General features: G+C 72.8%; 14 protein-coding genes. 5 read left to right on the forward strand and 9 right to left on the reverse strand.

Annotation, left to right across the window (positions count from 1 at the left end):
* Positions 1-69 precede the first annotated feature (69 nt).
* Genes ACXJKF_RS05295 through ACXJKF_RS05305 form a run of 3 tightly spaced genes read left to right on the forward strand, consistent with a single transcriptional unit; the run spans position 70 to position 3,120 of the window.
* Positions 70-804, forward strand: coding sequence for a response regulator transcription factor (locus tag ACXJKF_RS05295; protein WP_456786685.1), 735 nt, complete (start codon positions 70-72; stop codon positions 802-804).
* On the forward strand, positions 801-2,309 hold the full coding sequence (locus ACXJKF_RS05300; RefSeq protein ID WP_456786686.1) for a sensor histidine kinase: 1,509 nt from the start codon (positions 801-803) through the stop codon (positions 2,307-2,309). The genes ACXJKF_RS05295 and ACXJKF_RS05300 overlap by 4 nt, the downstream gene beginning before the upstream one ends.
* Positions 2,310-2,352: 43 nt before the next feature.
* On the forward strand, positions 2,353-3,120 hold the full coding sequence (locus tag ACXJKF_RS05305) for an HD domain-containing protein (RefSeq protein WP_456786687.1): 768 nt from the start codon (positions 2,353-2,355) through the stop codon (positions 3,118-3,120).
* A gap of 16 nt (positions 3,121-3,136) precedes the next feature.
* Here the strand turns inward: ACXJKF_RS05305 and ACXJKF_RS05310 are convergent, their stop codons facing one another.
* Positions 3,137-3,577 (reverse strand): hypothetical protein, encoded by a 441-nt coding sequence (locus ACXJKF_RS05310; RefSeq protein ID WP_456786688.1) that lies wholly within the window; start codon positions 3,575-3,577, stop codon positions 3,137-3,139.
* A gap of 152 nt (positions 3,578-3,729) precedes the next feature.
* Between ACXJKF_RS05310 and ACXJKF_RS05315 the strand changes: the two genes are divergently transcribed.
* Together ACXJKF_RS05315 and ACXJKF_RS05320 are read left to right on the forward strand one after the other, a co-directional pair.
* The gene (locus ACXJKF_RS05315) at positions 3,730-4,020 is read left to right on the forward strand and encodes a WXG100 family type VII secretion target (protein ID WP_456786689.1); all 291 of its coding nucleotides are present in this window, start codon (positions 3,730-3,732) and stop codon (positions 4,018-4,020) included.
* Between the two features lie 29 nt (positions 4,021-4,049).
* Positions 4,050-4,325, forward strand: coding sequence for a DUF4031 domain-containing protein (locus tag ACXJKF_RS05320; protein WP_456786690.1), 276 nt, complete (start codon positions 4,050-4,052; stop codon positions 4,323-4,325).
* Positions 4,326-4,416: 91 nt separating this feature from the next.
* On the opposite strand, the gene ACXJKF_RS05325 is transcribed toward ACXJKF_RS05320, so the two are convergent.
* From ACXJKF_RS05325 to urtB, 8 genes are all read right to left on the reverse strand, one after another.
* Positions 4,417-4,929, reverse strand: a complete 513-nt coding sequence (locus ACXJKF_RS05325) for an SRPBCC family protein (protein WP_456786691.1) — start codon at positions 4,927-4,929, stop codon at positions 4,417-4,419.
* 180 nt (positions 4,930-5,109) lie between these two features.
* The gene (gene atzF / locus ACXJKF_RS05330; RefSeq protein WP_456786692.1) at positions 5,110-6,972 is read right to left on the reverse strand and encodes an allophanate hydrolase; all 1,863 of its coding nucleotides are present in this window, start codon (positions 6,970-6,972) and stop codon (positions 5,110-5,112) included.
* A 20-nt stretch (positions 6,973-6,992) separates the two neighbouring features.
* Entirely contained in the window at positions 6,993-10,598 is a 3,606-nt protein-coding gene (uca, locus tag ACXJKF_RS05335) for an urea carboxylase (RefSeq protein WP_456786693.1), read from the reverse strand.
* Between the two features lie 380 nt (positions 10,599-10,978).
* The gene (locus tag ACXJKF_RS05340) at positions 10,979-11,683 is read right to left on the reverse strand and encodes a GntR family transcriptional regulator (protein WP_456786694.1); all 705 of its coding nucleotides are present in this window, start codon (positions 11,681-11,683) and stop codon (positions 10,979-10,981) included.
* 25 nt (positions 11,684-11,708) lie between these two features.
* Positions 11,709-12,401 carry an urea ABC transporter ATP-binding subunit UrtE gene (urtE, locus tag ACXJKF_RS05345; RefSeq protein ID WP_456786695.1) on the reverse strand — a complete coding sequence of 231 codons (693 nt, stop codon included), beginning with the start codon at positions 12,399-12,401 and terminating at the stop codon, positions 11,709-11,711.
* Entirely contained in the window at positions 12,394-13,260 is an 867-nt protein-coding gene (urtD, locus tag ACXJKF_RS05350; protein WP_456786696.1) for an urea ABC transporter ATP-binding protein UrtD, read from the reverse strand. Before urtD ends, urtE begins: the two co-directional genes overlap by 8 nt.
* On the reverse strand, positions 13,257-14,360 hold the full coding sequence (gene urtC, locus ACXJKF_RS05355; RefSeq protein WP_456786697.1) for an urea ABC transporter permease subunit UrtC: 1,104 nt from the start codon (positions 14,358-14,360) through the stop codon (positions 13,257-13,259). The genes urtD and urtC overlap by 4 nt, the downstream gene beginning before the upstream one ends.
* A complete protein-coding gene (gene urtB / locus ACXJKF_RS05360; protein ID WP_456786698.1) occupies positions 14,357-15,241 on the reverse strand; it encodes an urea ABC transporter permease subunit UrtB in 885 nt (294 codons plus the stop codon). Before urtB ends, urtC begins: the two co-directional genes overlap by 4 nt.
* Positions 15,242-15,310 lie beyond the last annotated feature (69 nt).

The following is a 15,310-nucleotide window of genomic DNA, read 5'->3' on the forward strand; positions in this document are numbered from 1 at the left end:
CGCGTCACGACGCGTCGCCGTCCGGCATTCATCCAGCGAACTCCCAGTGTCCAGGTGGACACTCGACCCATGTCGACCTCCCACCCGTCCGGCACGCCCGAGGCGCGTCTGCTCGTCGTCGACGACGAGCCGAACATCCGCGAGCTCCTGGCGACCTCCCTGCGCTTCGCCGGCTTCGAGGTCTACGCCGCCGCCGACGGGGGCTCCGCGCTGCGCCTCGCGCGCGAGGTCGAGCCGGACCTCGTGGTGCTCGACGTGATGCTCCCCGACATGGACGGGTTCACCGTCACCCGGCGGCTGCGGGAGAAGGGCCAGCACGTCCCCGTGCTCTTCCTCACCGCGCGCGACGACACCGCCGACAAGGTCCAGGGCCTCACCGTCGGCGGCGACGACTACGTCACCAAGCCGTTCAGCCTCGAAGAGGTGGTGGCCCGGATCCGTGCGGTCCTGCGCAGGACCCGGCCGGGTCTCGACGACGACAGCAGCGTGCTGCGGTACGCCGACCTGGAGCTCGACGAGGACTCCCACGAGGTCGTCCGCGCCGGTCACCCCGTCGACCTGTCCCCCACCGAGTTCAAGCTCCTGCGCTACCTCATGCTCAACCCCGGCCGCGTGCTGTCGAAGTCGCAGATCCTCGACCACGTCTGGCAGTACGACTGGGGCGGCGACGCGAACATCGTCGAGTCCTACATCTCCTACCTCCGGCGCAAGATCGACCACCTCGACGACCCCGACGGCCGGCGCCTGCCCCCGCTCATCCACACCAAGCGCGGGGTGGGCTACCTGCTGCGCGAGTCGTCGTGACGGCTGAGGTCACCGTCGAGGAGGACCAGCCCGCCCCCCGCCGCGTCGGTGCGCTCCGCGGCTGGTGGGCGGGCACGACGCTCGTCTCCCGGCTCGTCGGCATCGTCACGGTGCTGCTGGCCGTCGGCCTCGTGCTGGCGGGGGCGATCAGCGCCGCGCTGCTCTGGGGCACGCTCGTCGGGCAGGTCGACACCAAGCTCCAGACCGAGGGCTCGGAGCTGGCCGAGAGCACGGTGAACTCCCTCAGCCGCGGCTTCGGCAGCAGCATGACGCCGAGCGACTACTACGTGCGTCTCGAGGTCGGCTCCGTCGACCAGGAGACCATCTCCCCGTCCGCGGCCGACCGGTACGGCACCCCCACGGTCCCCGACCTGACCACCGCGCAGCTCGAGGCCAGCGAGGGCGAGCCGTTCACGGTCGACTCCACGCGCCCCGGCTCCACCTGGCGGGCCGTCGCCTACCCGATCTACACCGGGGACGGCACGCCGGCCGGCTCGATCGTCGTGGCCCTCCCTCTGGGAGACATCGAGCGCACCGTCCGGCACATGAGCCTCGTCCTGCTCCTCAGCGGCCTGGGCATCGTGCTCCTCGGCGCCGCCGCCGGCACCTGGGCGGTCCGCCGGTCCCTGAAGCCGCTGCGCGAGATCGAGACCACCGCCGCCGCGATCGCCGACGGCGACCTGTCCCAGCGCGTGCCCGCCGCGTCCGAGCACACCGAGGTCGGCCGGCTGTCCGCCGCGCTGAACGGGATGCTCGCGCAGATCGAGCAGGCGTTCGGCGCGCAGACCGCGTCCGAGGCCCGCATGCGCCGGTTCGTCGCCGACGCCTCGCACGAGCTGCGCACCCCGCTGGCCACCATCCGCGGCTACGGCGAGCTGTACCGGATGGGGGCGCTCACCACGACCGACCAGGTCGACGACACGATGCGCCGCATCGAGCAGTCCGCCACCCGCATGGGCGCGCTCGTCGAGGACCTGCTCGCGCTGGCGCGGCTCGACGAGGGCCGTCCGATGAGCACCGCTCCCGTCGACCTCACCGTGCTCGCCGCCGACGCGGTCAGCGACCTGCACGCCCTCGACCCGTCCCGTGCCACCCGGCTGGTCCCCCTCGTGGACGGCGTCCCGTCCGGCCCGTGCATCGTCGTCGGCCAGGAGTCGCGACTGCGTCAGGTGCTGGCGAACCTCGTCGGGAACGCCGTCCAGCACACGCCGCCCGGCACCCCCGTCGAGATCGCCGTCGGGTACCTGCCCTCCGGCGAGGGGGCGATCGAGGTGCGCGACCACGGTCCCGGGATCGACCCGGAGCACGCCGCGCGGGTGTTCGAGCGGTTCTACCGGGTCGACGCCAGCCGCGGACGCGACTCCGGTGGCGCCGGCCTGGGCATGGCGATCGTCGCCGCGATCGTCGACGCGCACGACGGCACGGTGCGTCTCGCGCAGACACCCGGGGGCGGGACGACCGTCCAGATCGCACTCCCCGTTCCGGCCCACGACCCTCAGGCCTGAGGGCTACCATGGCGGGTTCCTGCCGTCGGAGTAAGGCTGATCCATGGGCGTCCATGACGCACCGCAGTGGTTGTTGTCCGCGTTCGTGCGCAGCGCAGTCGGGGCCGGTGCCACCGCCCCGACCGAGCAGATCCGCGACGCCGGTCAGGCGCTCGTGGACCGCTGGGGCTCGCCCGGGCGCTCGTTCCACAACCTGAAGCACCTGGTCGACGTGCTCATCCGCGTCGACGAGCTGGTCGAGGAGACCCACCAGCCCGACGTCGTGCGGCTCGCGGCCTGGTACCACGGCGCGATCTTCGACGCCGCCGACCGCAAGGCCTACGCCAACCGCGGCGGCGAGGACGAGATCGCCAGCGCACGCCTCGCCTTCGACGAGCTGATCGCGCTCGGCGTCCCCGAGGCCCGCGCCCAGCGCGTCCACGACCTCGTCGTCGCCCTCGTCCGGCACGCCCCGAACCCCTCGGACTTCGACTGCGCGGTGCTGTGCGACGCCGACCTCGCGATGCTCGCCACCGAGCCGCAGAAGTACAAGGCGTACGTGCAGGACATCCGCACCGAGTACGCGCACCTGCCGCTCGAGGACTACGTGCGCGCACGCGTCCGCATCATCCACAAGCTCCTCGCCCGGCCGTCGCTCTTCGTCAGCCCGCTCGGGTCGGCGTGGGAGGAGCCCGCGCGGCAGAACCTGTCGGGCGAGCTGCAGCGGCTGGAGAAGGAGCTGCGCGGCATCGACGCGGCCGCCGCCGAGGCCGCCGCGACGAACACCTCACGCGGGAACGCCGACGAGGGGTCGAACGCCGCCCGCACCTGACGGTTCCGGGCCGCCGTCAGGCCGCGTCGAGCAGGTGACGGGACGGCACGTAGTCGATCTTCCAGTCGGTGTAGACGCCGAGCCGACCGTCCGCGTGACAGCGCAGGGCGACGCTCACCCACCTGACCTCGCCGTCGTCCAGGAGCGAGTAGCCGACCGCGACGTCGAACAGGTCCCCGCCGCACGGACAGGTCGCCTCACCGAACTCGCAGTCCTCGACGTGGTCCGCGGTGTCGAGCATGTCGACCTCGTCCCCGCAGCCCGGGCAGGCGCGCGCCGCTGCGCCCTCGTCGTCGTCGACGAGCACGTGGAACCCGAGCGCCTCACCRCACGACCCGCACACGGGGTGGACCGTGACCGAGACCGGGTAGCCGCCCGCCGCGTACTCGCCGAGATAGGTGTCCAGATCAGCGGCCTCGGTACCCCGCCAGACCGCCCCTCGTCGCCTGATCGTCACGCGCGCACCGTAGCGGACCCCGAGCCGCCCACAGCCTTCCGACGCGTGCCGGCCGTCCACCGCGCGACCGTCCGGTGGTCGCGCCCACCGCCGCTCCCCCTAGCGTCCTCGGACATCAGCCGGGACCACCCGGCCCCAGCGACGGAGGTCCCATGAGCAGGTACGAGGTCGACAGTGCGCAGGTCGCGGCGGCGGCGGCGAGCGTGCAGGCGCGCGCCGGCACGATCCGCAGCGAGGTCGCGGCGATGCACCGGCAGCTCGCCGAGCTGCAGGGATCGTGGCGCGGCGCGGCCGCCACGGCGTTCACCGGGGTGCTCGCCGACTGGACCGCCACCGAGACCCGGCTCGACGCGTCGCTCGGGCAGATCGTCGCGGCCATGCAGTCGGCCGCTCAGACGTACGCCGAGGCCGAGACACAGGCCTCCCGCCTGTTCACCGTGTAGCCGGGCGTCGGCGTGCCTACGCTCGGGCGGTGACCGTGCTCGTGGACCCCCCGATGTGGCCGAACCACGGCATGCTCTGGGGGCACCTAATCAGCGACTCCTCGCTGGAGGAGCTGCACGCGTTCGCCGCCCGGGCGGGGATCCCGGAGCGCGGGTTCGACCGGGACCACTACGACGTGCCGGACCAGCGGATCGAGGAGCTGGTCGCGCTCGGCGCGGAGCTGGTGAGCGCCAAGGAGCTGATCCGCCGGCTGCGGGCCTCAGGACTGCGGGTGCCTGCGCGGGACCGCGTGCGGCGCCGGTAGGCGCGCGGGTCCGGCCCGCCGCCGCTCTCGTCCCGGGCTCGTGACGGCGCCGACCCGCAGGTCGTGCCGTCACGGAGGTGGGAGGCACGCCCTAGGTGCGCTGCGCGATCTCTTCAGCCACCCGGGCGGAGCTCTTGACGCCACGGATCATGTAGCGGCGCCACAGGGGTGCGACGACGTAGCGCACCACGACGTGCCTGCGCGGGAGCGGTGCGAACTCGTACGTCCACCGGATCACCGTGCCATCGCCGTCGGGTGTGAACGTCCACTCGCCGCGGACACCGGAGACCAGGTGCCTGACGGCGTTGGTGAACCCTGTGAGCTCGTACGCGAACGAGTGCGGCGCGGTGCACTCGGTGAGCTGTTCGCTCGCCGTGCTGCCGTCGCTGAGGGCGGGGCTGCGGGACTGACCCGCCGCGTCCCACGCGCCGGTCTGGTTGCTCACTCCGCGCACCGCGGGAAAGGGACCCCACCCGGTGAACACGAGTGAGAGGTCGATCGGCAGGATGATGCGAAAGGCGTCGTCGGGGGACAGTGCCGTGCGCGTCTGGACGGTGACGGGCACCGTGACGGCCGCGCTGCCGATGAGCGGCGTCGCCGTCACCACCGAGCCATGGCGATCCGGTCGACGACGTGTCCGGTGCAGGCGACGTCCCGTCTCGCCTCGTCGTACCCGTGGGCGCCAGTGGGGAGCGTGATCATGGCTCGAGTCTGGTGGAAACCACAGGCCGACGTCTCAGGGCACGACACCCAGTCGTGCCCGTCGGGCTGTCCGACCCGGTACTCAGAGCCCCTGCCGCAACGCCGCCACCCAGCCGCCCGTCGAGGTGATGTCGGCCCCCGCGGCCCCCGACTCGGCCGTGCAGCCGAAGCCGACCACCCAGGTGCCGTCGGCGAGCTCCACCTGGCCCAGCGACATCGGGGCGGGCAGGTCGGCGAGCAACCGGCCGAGCGCACCGGGCGAGAGCCGCCAGACCTCGCCGGCGATCGGAGCGCCCCCACCCGGGCCGACGCGCACCAGCCCTGGCTTGCGGGGCTGGGTGTCGAGCGCGACCAGGCGGTACGCGTCGGACGTCCGGACCTCGCGGAGGAACCGTGCACCGAGCTCGTCGAGCTGGCCGTTGAGCGGCTGCCCGCGCAGGTGGGCGCCGACGACGAGGACGTCGACTCCCGCCTCGACGAGCAGGAGGTCGGAGTCGGCCGGCTCGTCGGCGTGCACGGTCGTTGCGTCGGGCTGCGCCCGGAGCAGGCGGGCTGCGAGGTCGAGGGCCAGCTGGTCGTCGAACGCGCGGGACAGGACGGTGATCCCGAACGGGCCGCCGTCGGCCTCCCCGGCGGGGACCGCGACGGCCGCCATGTCGAGGAGGTTCACGAAGTTCGTGTAGGTGCCCAGCCGGCGGTTGATCGCCACCGGGTCGGCCTGGACGGCGGAGATCGTCGGGTGCTCGGTGGTGGTCGGCAACAGGAGCAGGTCGCAGCCGTCCAGGACCGCGGCAGCCTCGACCTTGGCGACCGCCAGCCGTGCGCGGTCGGCGACGTACTCGTGGGCGGTGGTGTCGCGACCCGCGAGGATGATCGAGCGGACCGTGGGGTCGGCGTCGGCGGCTCCGGCGAGGAACGCGCCGACGGCCTCGTACCGCTCGGCGACGATCGCGCCGTCGTAGAGCAGCCGCGCAGCGTCGAGCATGCCGGAGATGTCGACCGTCCTGACCTGCGCACCCGTCGCACGGACGGCCTGCACCGCGGTGTCGAACGCCGTGCGCCACCCGGGCGAGAGCAGCCCGAGGTCCTCGTCACGTGGCACCGCGACGACGGGGACGGACCGCAGCCCGACGCGCACGTCGACGGGCCAGGACCGGCCGGCGGGGTCCGTCGGGTCGGCGCCGATCATCGTGCGGGTGGCGGCGACCCCGAGGTCGAGGTCGCGCGTGAAGGTCGTGACGACGTCGTAGTTGCGGCAGGCGGGGACGACGCCGGTGGTCGGGACGAGGCCGAGGGTCGTCTTGATGCCGACGAGCGCCCCGAACGCCGCCGGGACGCGACCGGAGCCGGCCGTGTCGGTGCCGATGCCGATGTCCGCGATGCCGAGGGCGACGGCGACCGCCGACCCGGAGCTGGACCCGCCGGAGACACGCTCCGGGAGCGTGGCGTGCCGGACCGCGCCGAACGGGCTGCGGACGCCGACGAGCCCTGTGGCGAACTGGTCGAGGTTGGTCTTGCCGAGGACCACGGCCCCGGCGTCGACCAGCGCCTGGACAGCCGGCGCGCTGACCGGAGCCGGCCCGGGTCGGCCCGCGGGGTCGGTGGCGAACGACGGGCACGCGGCCGTCGTCGGCAGCCCGGCGACGTCGACGTTGTCCTTCACGGCGAGGGTCAGCCCTGCCAACGGGAGCACCGCCCCGGCGGCGAGCCGGGCGTCGACCTCCCGGGCGGCGGCGATCGCCGAGGCCTCGGGCAGGAGGGTGATCCAGACCTCGGGTCGGTCGACCTCGGCGATCCGGGCGTAGGCGCGACTCACGCGGGTCTCCGCGACACCGACGGAGGTGGGCGACGAGGCACTCACCGGAGCACCGGCCACCAGGTCGTCACCCGCGTCGGGCATCGTCGGGATCATCGCCTCACCGGTCACGCCGTCCTTGCTCGTCACGTCGCTCATCGTCGCCCGGTTCACGCGCCCACCGCCAGGATCGCCAGCGGCGCGCCGGGTGCGACGTGCTGCCCCGGTTCGACGAGGACCTTCAGGACGGTGCCGTCGGCCGGCGCGGTGACGCCGAGCTCGAGCTTCATGGCCTCGAGCGCGATCAGCAGGTCACCCTCCCGGACCTGCTCGCCGGCCTGCGCCTCGATCCGCCAGACGCTCCCGACCATCGGCGCCTCGACCAGGATGCAGCCGTCGAGCAGCTCGATCTCGCCCGGACCGGAGCCCAGGTCGCCCGCGTGTGCGGGTTCCGCCTMGTCGGCGGAGTCGAGCTCGCCCGCGAGCGCCCAGGCGGCGCGCTCGTCGGCGAAGGCGGCGGCCTGCCGGTACTGGAACTCGGCGATGTCGTCGGCGTGCTCGGCCAGCATGTCGAGGTGCTCGCGGTAGGAGAACGTGCCGTGCTCGACCTCGACGTCCAGGCGTCCGGACGCGAAGGCGTCGCGCTGGGCGAGCAGCTCGTCGGCGGAGACGGGGCGCCAGACGACGCGGTCGAAGAACCGGAGCAGCCAGGGCTTGCCGGGTTCGAACACCCCGCGCTGCCGGTGCCCGGACCAGATGGGCACGGTGCGGCCGACCAGCTGGTAGCCGCCGGGCGAGTCCATGCCGTAGACGCACAGGTACTGGCCGCCGAGGCCGACGGTGTCCGCGGCGGTCCAGGTGCGGGCCGGATTGTACTTGGTGGTCATCAGCCGGTGCCGGGGGTCGAGCGGGACGGCCAGCGGGGCGCCGAGGTAGACGTCGCCGAGGCCGAGCACCAGGTACTCGGCGGCCATCATCGTGTCGAACACGTCGTCGGTGGACGGCAGGCCGTTGATGCGTCGGACGAACTCGATGTTCGACGGCAGCCAGGGCGCGTCCGGGCGGACCCCGGCCTGGTAGCGCGCGACGGCCTCGGCGATCACGGGGTCGTCGAACGAGAGCGGCAGGTGGATACGTCGGCTCGGCACCACGAGGTCCTCGGTGGCGGGCAACGACGCCTCCAGGCCCACCAGCACGTCGACGAGCGCGCGCACGGAGATGACCGCCGGGTCGACGTGCACGTGCAGGCTGCGGACACCGGGCGTGATGTCGATGACGCCGCGGGTGCCCTTCAGCGCCTCACCCAGGGCGTGCACCCGCATCCGCAGTCCGAGATCGAGCACCATCGGGCCGTACTCGACGAGCACGTTGTCGTCGCCGCCGCGCAGGTAGACGACGTCGGGCGTGCCGGCGACCCGGGCGAGCACGCCGTCGTCGCCGTCGGGGCCGGTGAGCACGTCCGGGCCGAGGTGCGACGACGCGCGCAGGGCGTCGTCGGTGCGCAGGGCGTCGGCGGTCGCGTCGGGCACCGGCACCAGCCGCACGGTGTCACCGGGGCGGATCTGGCCCATCTTCCAGCGGTGGCCGACGACGACGGTCAGCGGGCAGGCGAACCCGCCGAGGCTCGGACCGTCGGGGCCGAGCAGGATCGGGGTGTCGCCGGAGACGTTGAGCGCGCCGACGGAGTACGGGTTGTCGTGCAGGTTCGACGGGTGCAGCCCCGCCTCGCCGCCGTCCGGCCGGGCCCACTGCGGCTTCGGTCCGGTCAGCCGGATGCCGGTGCGGTTGGCGTGCGTCTGCACCTGCCACGTCGCGGCGTAGAACATCTCCATGTCCGCGGGCGTGAAGTACGACGGCGCCGGCTGCGGTCCCTCCTGGACCGCGACCTCCCACTCGTGGACCAGCTGCGGGCGCACGTCCTCGGGCACCGCGACCGGCGGCGGGCCGAGCGGGACGCCGGGCACCAGGGTGTCGCCGACGACGAGCGCGCGGCCGGTGTACCCGCCGAAGCCACCCATCGAGAAGGTCGACGCCGACCCGAGGTAGAGCGGGACGTCCAGTCCGCCGCGCAGCAGGACGTAGGTGCGCAGCCCGGCGTCGTGCGGTGCGCCGACATCGAGGACTCCCCCGGCGGGCACGGTCACGGGCTCCCACTGCGGCACTGCAGCACCGTCGACGGTCACCGGCGCGGGTGCACCCGTCACGCAGACGACCGTCTCGTGGCTGAACCGCAGGCGCGGTCCGGTCAGCGTGCACTCCAGCCCGGGAGCGCCCTCGGCGTTGCCCAGCGCGCGGTTGCCGAGGCGGAACGAGAGGTCGTCCATCGGCCCCGACGGGGAGATGCCGACGTCCCAGAACCCGAGGCGGCCCGGCCAGTCCTGCACGGTCGTCATCACGCCCGGGCGGACGACGTCGATGTAGGGCTCGTCGTCGGTGACGCCCGAGAGCGTCCCGGTGGTGTGCGTCGCGGCGAGCACGTCGGGCAGGGCGACGGCCTCGCGCAGCAGCGGGAGGTTCGTCTGCACCCCGGTGAACCGGGTGGCCGCGAGCGCCCGGCGCGACGCCGCGAACGCCTCGGTGCGGCCCGTCGCGTGCACGATGACCTTGGCGAGCATCGGGTCGTAGTGGCTGGTCACCTGCTGCCCGGTCTCGGCCCACGCGTCGACGCGGACGCTCGGGTCCTCGGGGTAGACGACCTCGGTGAGCAGCCCCGCGCTGGGCTGGTAGTCCTTGCGGGGGTCCTCGGCGTACACGCGCACCTCGACGGCGTGCCCCTCGATGGCGGGTCCCTCGTCGGGAACCTCGTCGAGGAACGACGAGTCGCCCTGCGCCAGCTGGAGCATCCAGGCCACCAGGTCGACGCGCGTCACGGCCTCGGTCACGGGGTGCTCGACCTGCAGGCGGGTGTTGACCTCGAGGAACGACGCCTCGCCGCGGTCGACGTCGTACACGTACTCGACCGTGCCGGCCGACCGGTAGGACACCGAGGCGGTGAGCGCCCGGGCGGACTCGTGGAGCATCGCGCGGACGTCGTCGGGAAGCGCGGGAGCCGGGGCCTCCTCGACGACCTTCTGGTTGCGCCGCTGCAACGAGCAGTCGCGGTCGCCCAGGCTCACCACGCGACCGGCACCGTCACCGAACACCTGCACCTCCAGGTGCCGCGCGCGGGACACGAACCGCTCCAGGAACACCCCGGCGCTGCCGAAGCTCGCCGCCGCGAGCCGCTGCACGCGGTCGAACGCCGCCACCAGCTCGTCGGCGTCGGCACACGCCTGCATCCCGATGCCCCCACCGCCGCCGACGGCCTTGACCATGACGGGGTAGCCGACGACGGACGCGGCCGCGAGCGCCTCCTCGACGGACTCCAGCAGCCCGCTGCCGGCCACCAGCGGGACACCCGCCGCCTGGGCCGCCTCGCGCGCCTGGTGCTTGTCGCCGAACACCGACAGGTGCGCGGCCGTCGGCCCGACGAACGCGATGCCCGCCGCCTCGACCTCGCGGGCGAACTGCGCGTTCTCGGACAGGAACCCGTACCCGGGGTGGATGGCGCCGGCGCCGGTCTCCGCCGCCGCGTGCAGCACGAGCTCGGGCCGCAGGTAGCTCTCGCTCGCGGCGGAGGGACCGAGCCGCACGGCGACGTCGGCCAGCCGCACGTGCGGGGCTGCGGCGTCGGCGTCGGAGTACACGGCGACGGTCTTGAGGCCGAGCTCGCGCGCGGTGCGCAGGATGCGGACGGCGATCTCGCCGCGGTTGGCCACGAGCAGGGTGTCGAACACGGCGTCCCCCGGATGCGGTCGTGCGTGGGCCGGGCTCGTCGTCTGGGCCGCCCGGCGCGGGATGTATACACCCCGGTATCCGGCACGCTACGGAGGCCGTGTTTCCCACCCCGCGCGCTCGCGTAAACGGTGCGTTACGCCTGCCTGTGCCGCAGCAGTCCCCGCCCAACCCCCGCCCGAGCGCCCCCGTCGGACAGGACCCAGCGTCCGAACGTCCCGACGACCGAATCTGCGGACGTCGCCACCGACGGGTGCATGCGTCCGAGGAAGAGGTCGCCCCGGCAACCAGATGCTCGGACGCTGCGGATCACCTCACCAGGACGTCCGACGAAGTGGTCGCCCAGGCAACCAGATGCTCGGACGCTGCGGGATGGGGCTAGTCAGCCTGCGAGCGCCATGCGGGTCATCGACTGCGTCGCGCGCTCCATGACGACCTCGAGCGACTCCCCCACGTGCTTGTGCAGCGCGGTCAGGGCCGACGGCAGCTCCCGCGCGAGCACGAGGGTGAGGATCTCGAGGTGCTCGTCGATGGTCGCGGTGATGCGGTCGGTCTCTACGAAGTCGTGCATGCGCACGGCCCGGATCTTCTGGTTCACGGTGACCAGGGCGCCGGTGAGCTGGGTGTTCCCCGACGACCGCGACAGCACCTGGTGGAACCCCTCGTCGAACAGCACGAAGCTGGCGTCGGGCTCGGGCGGGGCGTCGCGGAGCTCTGCCCACTTCTCCTGCTCCGTGCGCAGGAGCTCCTCGTCGTGCCGGACCTGCGGGTTCTCGATGGCCCGCGCGATACCGCGCAGCTCGAGGGTGATCCGCAGCTCGTAGAGGTTGCGCAGGTCCTCCAGGCTCGGCACGACGACGGCGTACCCGAAGTCGGTCCGCTCCACGAGCCCGTCGGACAGCAGCCGGGACAGGGCCTCCCGGACGGGGGTGCGGGACACGTCGAAGAGCTTGCCCAGCTTGGGCTCCGTGAGCCGTTCCCGCGGGGAGATGCGTCCGTTGAGGATCTCGTCGCGCAGCTGCTGATAGACCACGTCACGCAGCGATCGCGGATCCTCGGACAGCCCGGTCGTCCCACCCGTGCTCATGGTCACGAAGCGTAGACCTCCCACGTCATAGGGCCATCGCGGCGCGCACGTCGGCCTCCTGGTCTGCGCCACCAGCGCCCGACTGCGTCACCCGCCCGGACTCGAGCACGTAGTACTGCCCGGCCGCGCCGAGCGCGAACMCGACGTGCTGCTCGACCAGCAGCACCGACAGCCCCCCGGCGCTGAGCGTGCCGATGGCGTCCTCGATCTCCTGGACGACGGACGGCTGGATGCCTTCGGTGGGCTCGTCGAGGATGAGCACCTTCGGCCCGGTCAGCAGGGCACGCGCGATGGCGAGCTGCTGGCGCTGGCCGCCGGACAGGAGCCCGGCGCGCCGGCCGAGCAGGTCACGCAGGGCAGGGAACAGGTCGAGCGCGTCGGCTATCCGCGAGGCACCCGCGGACCCGGCACCGTCGGCCACGAGCTGGAGGTTCTCCCGCGCGGTGAGCTGCCCGAACGACTGCTGGCCCTGGGGGACGTAGGCCAGCCCCCGGCGCACGCGCTGGTGCGGCCGGAGCTTCGACACGTCCTCACCGAACAGGGTCACCCGTCCGCTGCGCACCGGAAGCAGCCCGACGGCCGCGCGCAGCAGGGTCGTCTTGCCGGCACCGTTGTGGCCCATGATCGCGGTCACGCCGCCGTCGGCCACCTCGATGTCGACCCCGTGCACCACGGACGTGCGGCCGTAGCCGACGTGGACCCCGGTCAGCTCAAGCATCCGCGTCACCCTTCGTTCCTCGTGCACCCGCGCCGCGGCCCAGATACACCTCGACCACCTTCGGGTCCGCCTGCACCTGCGCGACCGTCCCCTCGCTGAGCACAGACCCCTGGTGGAGCACGGTCACCGACKAGGCGAAGCTGCGCAGGAACTCCATGTCGTGCTCGACGACGACCACCGTGCGCTGCGCGCCGATCCGCTGGAGCAGCTGCCCGGTCTCCTCCCGCTCGGCCTGGCTCATGCCCGCCACAGGCTCGTCGAGCAGCAGGAGCCGCGCGTCCTGCACCAGCAGCATCCCGATCTCCAGCCACTGCTTCTGCCCGTGCGCCAGGACGCCGGCCAGCGAGTCGCGCGCGTGCGTCAGGCCGACGGTCTCCAGCGCGGCCTCGACCGCGTCCGGGATCCCGTTCCGCCGCCGCAGCATGACGCGGGCCTTCCGACGGGAGCCAGCCGCGATGTCGAGGTTCTGCAGCACGGTCAGCTCGTCGAACACGCTGGCCGTCTGGAACGTCCGACCGACCCCGGCGCGGGCCACCTTGTGCGACGGCTTGCCCACCAGCTCGACCCCACCGAACCGGATCGAGCCGGTGGCCGGCGCCAGCCCCGTGATGGCGTCGACGATCGTGGTCTTGCCGGCGCCGTTGGGTCCGATGAGGAACCGCAGGTCGCCCTGCGTCACGGTCAGGTCGACGCCCGCCACGGCGACGAACCCGTCGAACACCACGCGCAGGTCCCGGATCTCCAGGTAGTCGTGCTTGAACCGGGCGTCGTCGGCGGCGATCACCTGCTCGAGCGCGTCGGGGTCCAGCGACCCCTCGCCGATCAGGGGGGCGGCGGTCGTGGGCATCTCGTCGCTCATGAGGGTGTCCCGGTGGGTTCGAGGGCGGCGGGTTCKGGGACCGGAACAGGGTCCGGTTCCTTCTTCCGGCGACGGAACAGACGACCGACCGTCGCCAGCCCGTTGGGCAGGAACGCGACGACGAGGATGAACAGCGCGCCCTGGAAGTAGATCCAGAACGACGGGAACGACTCCGAGAGCGAGGTCTCCGCCCAGGACACCCCGATCGCGCCGAGCACCGGCCCGAGGAGGGTGGCCCGGCCGCCGATCGCGACACCGACCAGGAACCCGATGGACGGCACCACGCCGACGTCGGCCGGGGAGATGATCCCGACGATGGGGGTGAACAGGGCGCCGCCGATGGCCGCGAAGCACGCCGCGATCGCGTACGCGACGGTCTTGACGATCGCGGGGTCGTAGCCGAGGAACCGGACGCGGTTCTCCTGGTCGCGCACGGCCACGAGCAGCTCGCCGTAGCGGGAGTTCATGACCAGCCGCACGATCGCGACCATGGCCAGCAGCACGCCCGCGGCGATGAAGTAGAGCATCCGCTTGTTCACCGGGTCCGACAGCGTGAACCCGAAGAACGACTGGAACCCGTTGAGCCCGTTGGTCCCGCCGGTGACCTTCTGCTGGCCGACGAGCAGGATGGCGAACGCCGCCGCGAGCGCCTGCGACAGGATCGCGAAGTAGGCGCCCCGGACCCGCCGCTTGAACACCGCGAGCCCGAGCAGGGTGGCGACGAGGGCGGGCAGGACGAGGATCGCCAGGATGGTGACGACGGGGTCCCGGAACGGCTCCCACCAGGCGGGCACCGTGCCGTCGCCGTAGAGCAGCATGAAGTCGGGAACCCCGCCGGGGCCGGCGTCGGACAGCTTGAGGTGCATCGCCATGAGGTAGCCGCCGAGGCCGAAGAACACGCCCTGGCCGAGCACGAGCATCCCGCCGCGCCCCCAGGCCAGGCCGATGCCGACCGCGACCATGGCGAGGCAGCAGAACTTGGCCAGCAGGTTGAGCCGGAAGTCCGACAGGAGCGCGGGGGCGACCCCGAAGAGCAGTGCGGCGGCGATCGCGAGGCCGCCCCAGAGGCGGACCCGCCGACTCGTCAAGAGGCCGCTCATGCGAGGCTCCGCGTGCGCACCGAGACGAGGCCCTGAGGTCTGACCTGCAGGAACGCGACGATGACGACAAACAGCAGGACCTTGGCGATGCTGGCCGTCGTCGAGTACTCGAAGCCCGCCTGGAGCAGCCCGAGCGCGAACGCCGCGATCACCGCGCCCTTGAGCTGCCCGATGCCGCCGACGACCACGACGAGGAACGCGTCGACGATGTAGTTGGTGCCCAGCGTCGGACCGACCGACCCGAGCAGGGTGAGCGCGACGCCCGCGACCCCGGCCACGCCGGAGCCGACGAAGAACGTCAGCCGGTCGGTGGCGCGCGTCGAGATGCCCGACGTCTCGGCCAGGTCCCGGTTCTGCACGGTGGCCCGGATGCGCCGGCCGAGCGGGCTGAGCTTGAGCACGAGGGACAGCGCCAGCACGCACAGCAGCGCGAGCGCGAGGATGAACAGCCGCGTCTTGGGGATCCCGACGCCGAGGATGTCGACCGCGCCGGACAGCCAGGCGGGTGCGCGGACGTCCACGTTGGGGGCGCCGAACACGTCGCGCGCCAGCTGCTGGAGCACGAGGGCGACGCCGAACGTGACCAGGAGCGTGTCCAGCGGCCGCTTGTACATCCGGGAGATGAGCGTGACCTCCAGGAGCAGCCCGAGCAGGCCGCCGACGAGGAACCCGATGACCAGCGAGACCAGCAGGGAGACGCCCGCGTCGGCAATCACGCCCTGCACCACGAACGCGGTGTACGCGCCCGCCATCATGAACTCGCCGTGCGCCATGTTGATGACGCCCATCTGACCGAACGTCAGCGCCAGGCCGAGCGCCGCGAGCAGCAGCACCGACCCCAGGCTGAGGCCCGCGAAGAGCTGTGAGACGAGGGCGTCCATCCGACCCGTCCTTCCTGTGGAGATGGGGGTGACCCGGCGCCCGTGGAGGGGCGCCGGGTCACCTGGAGG

It is taken from the genome of Cellulomonas sp. P5_C5 (genome assembly GCF_054049655.1).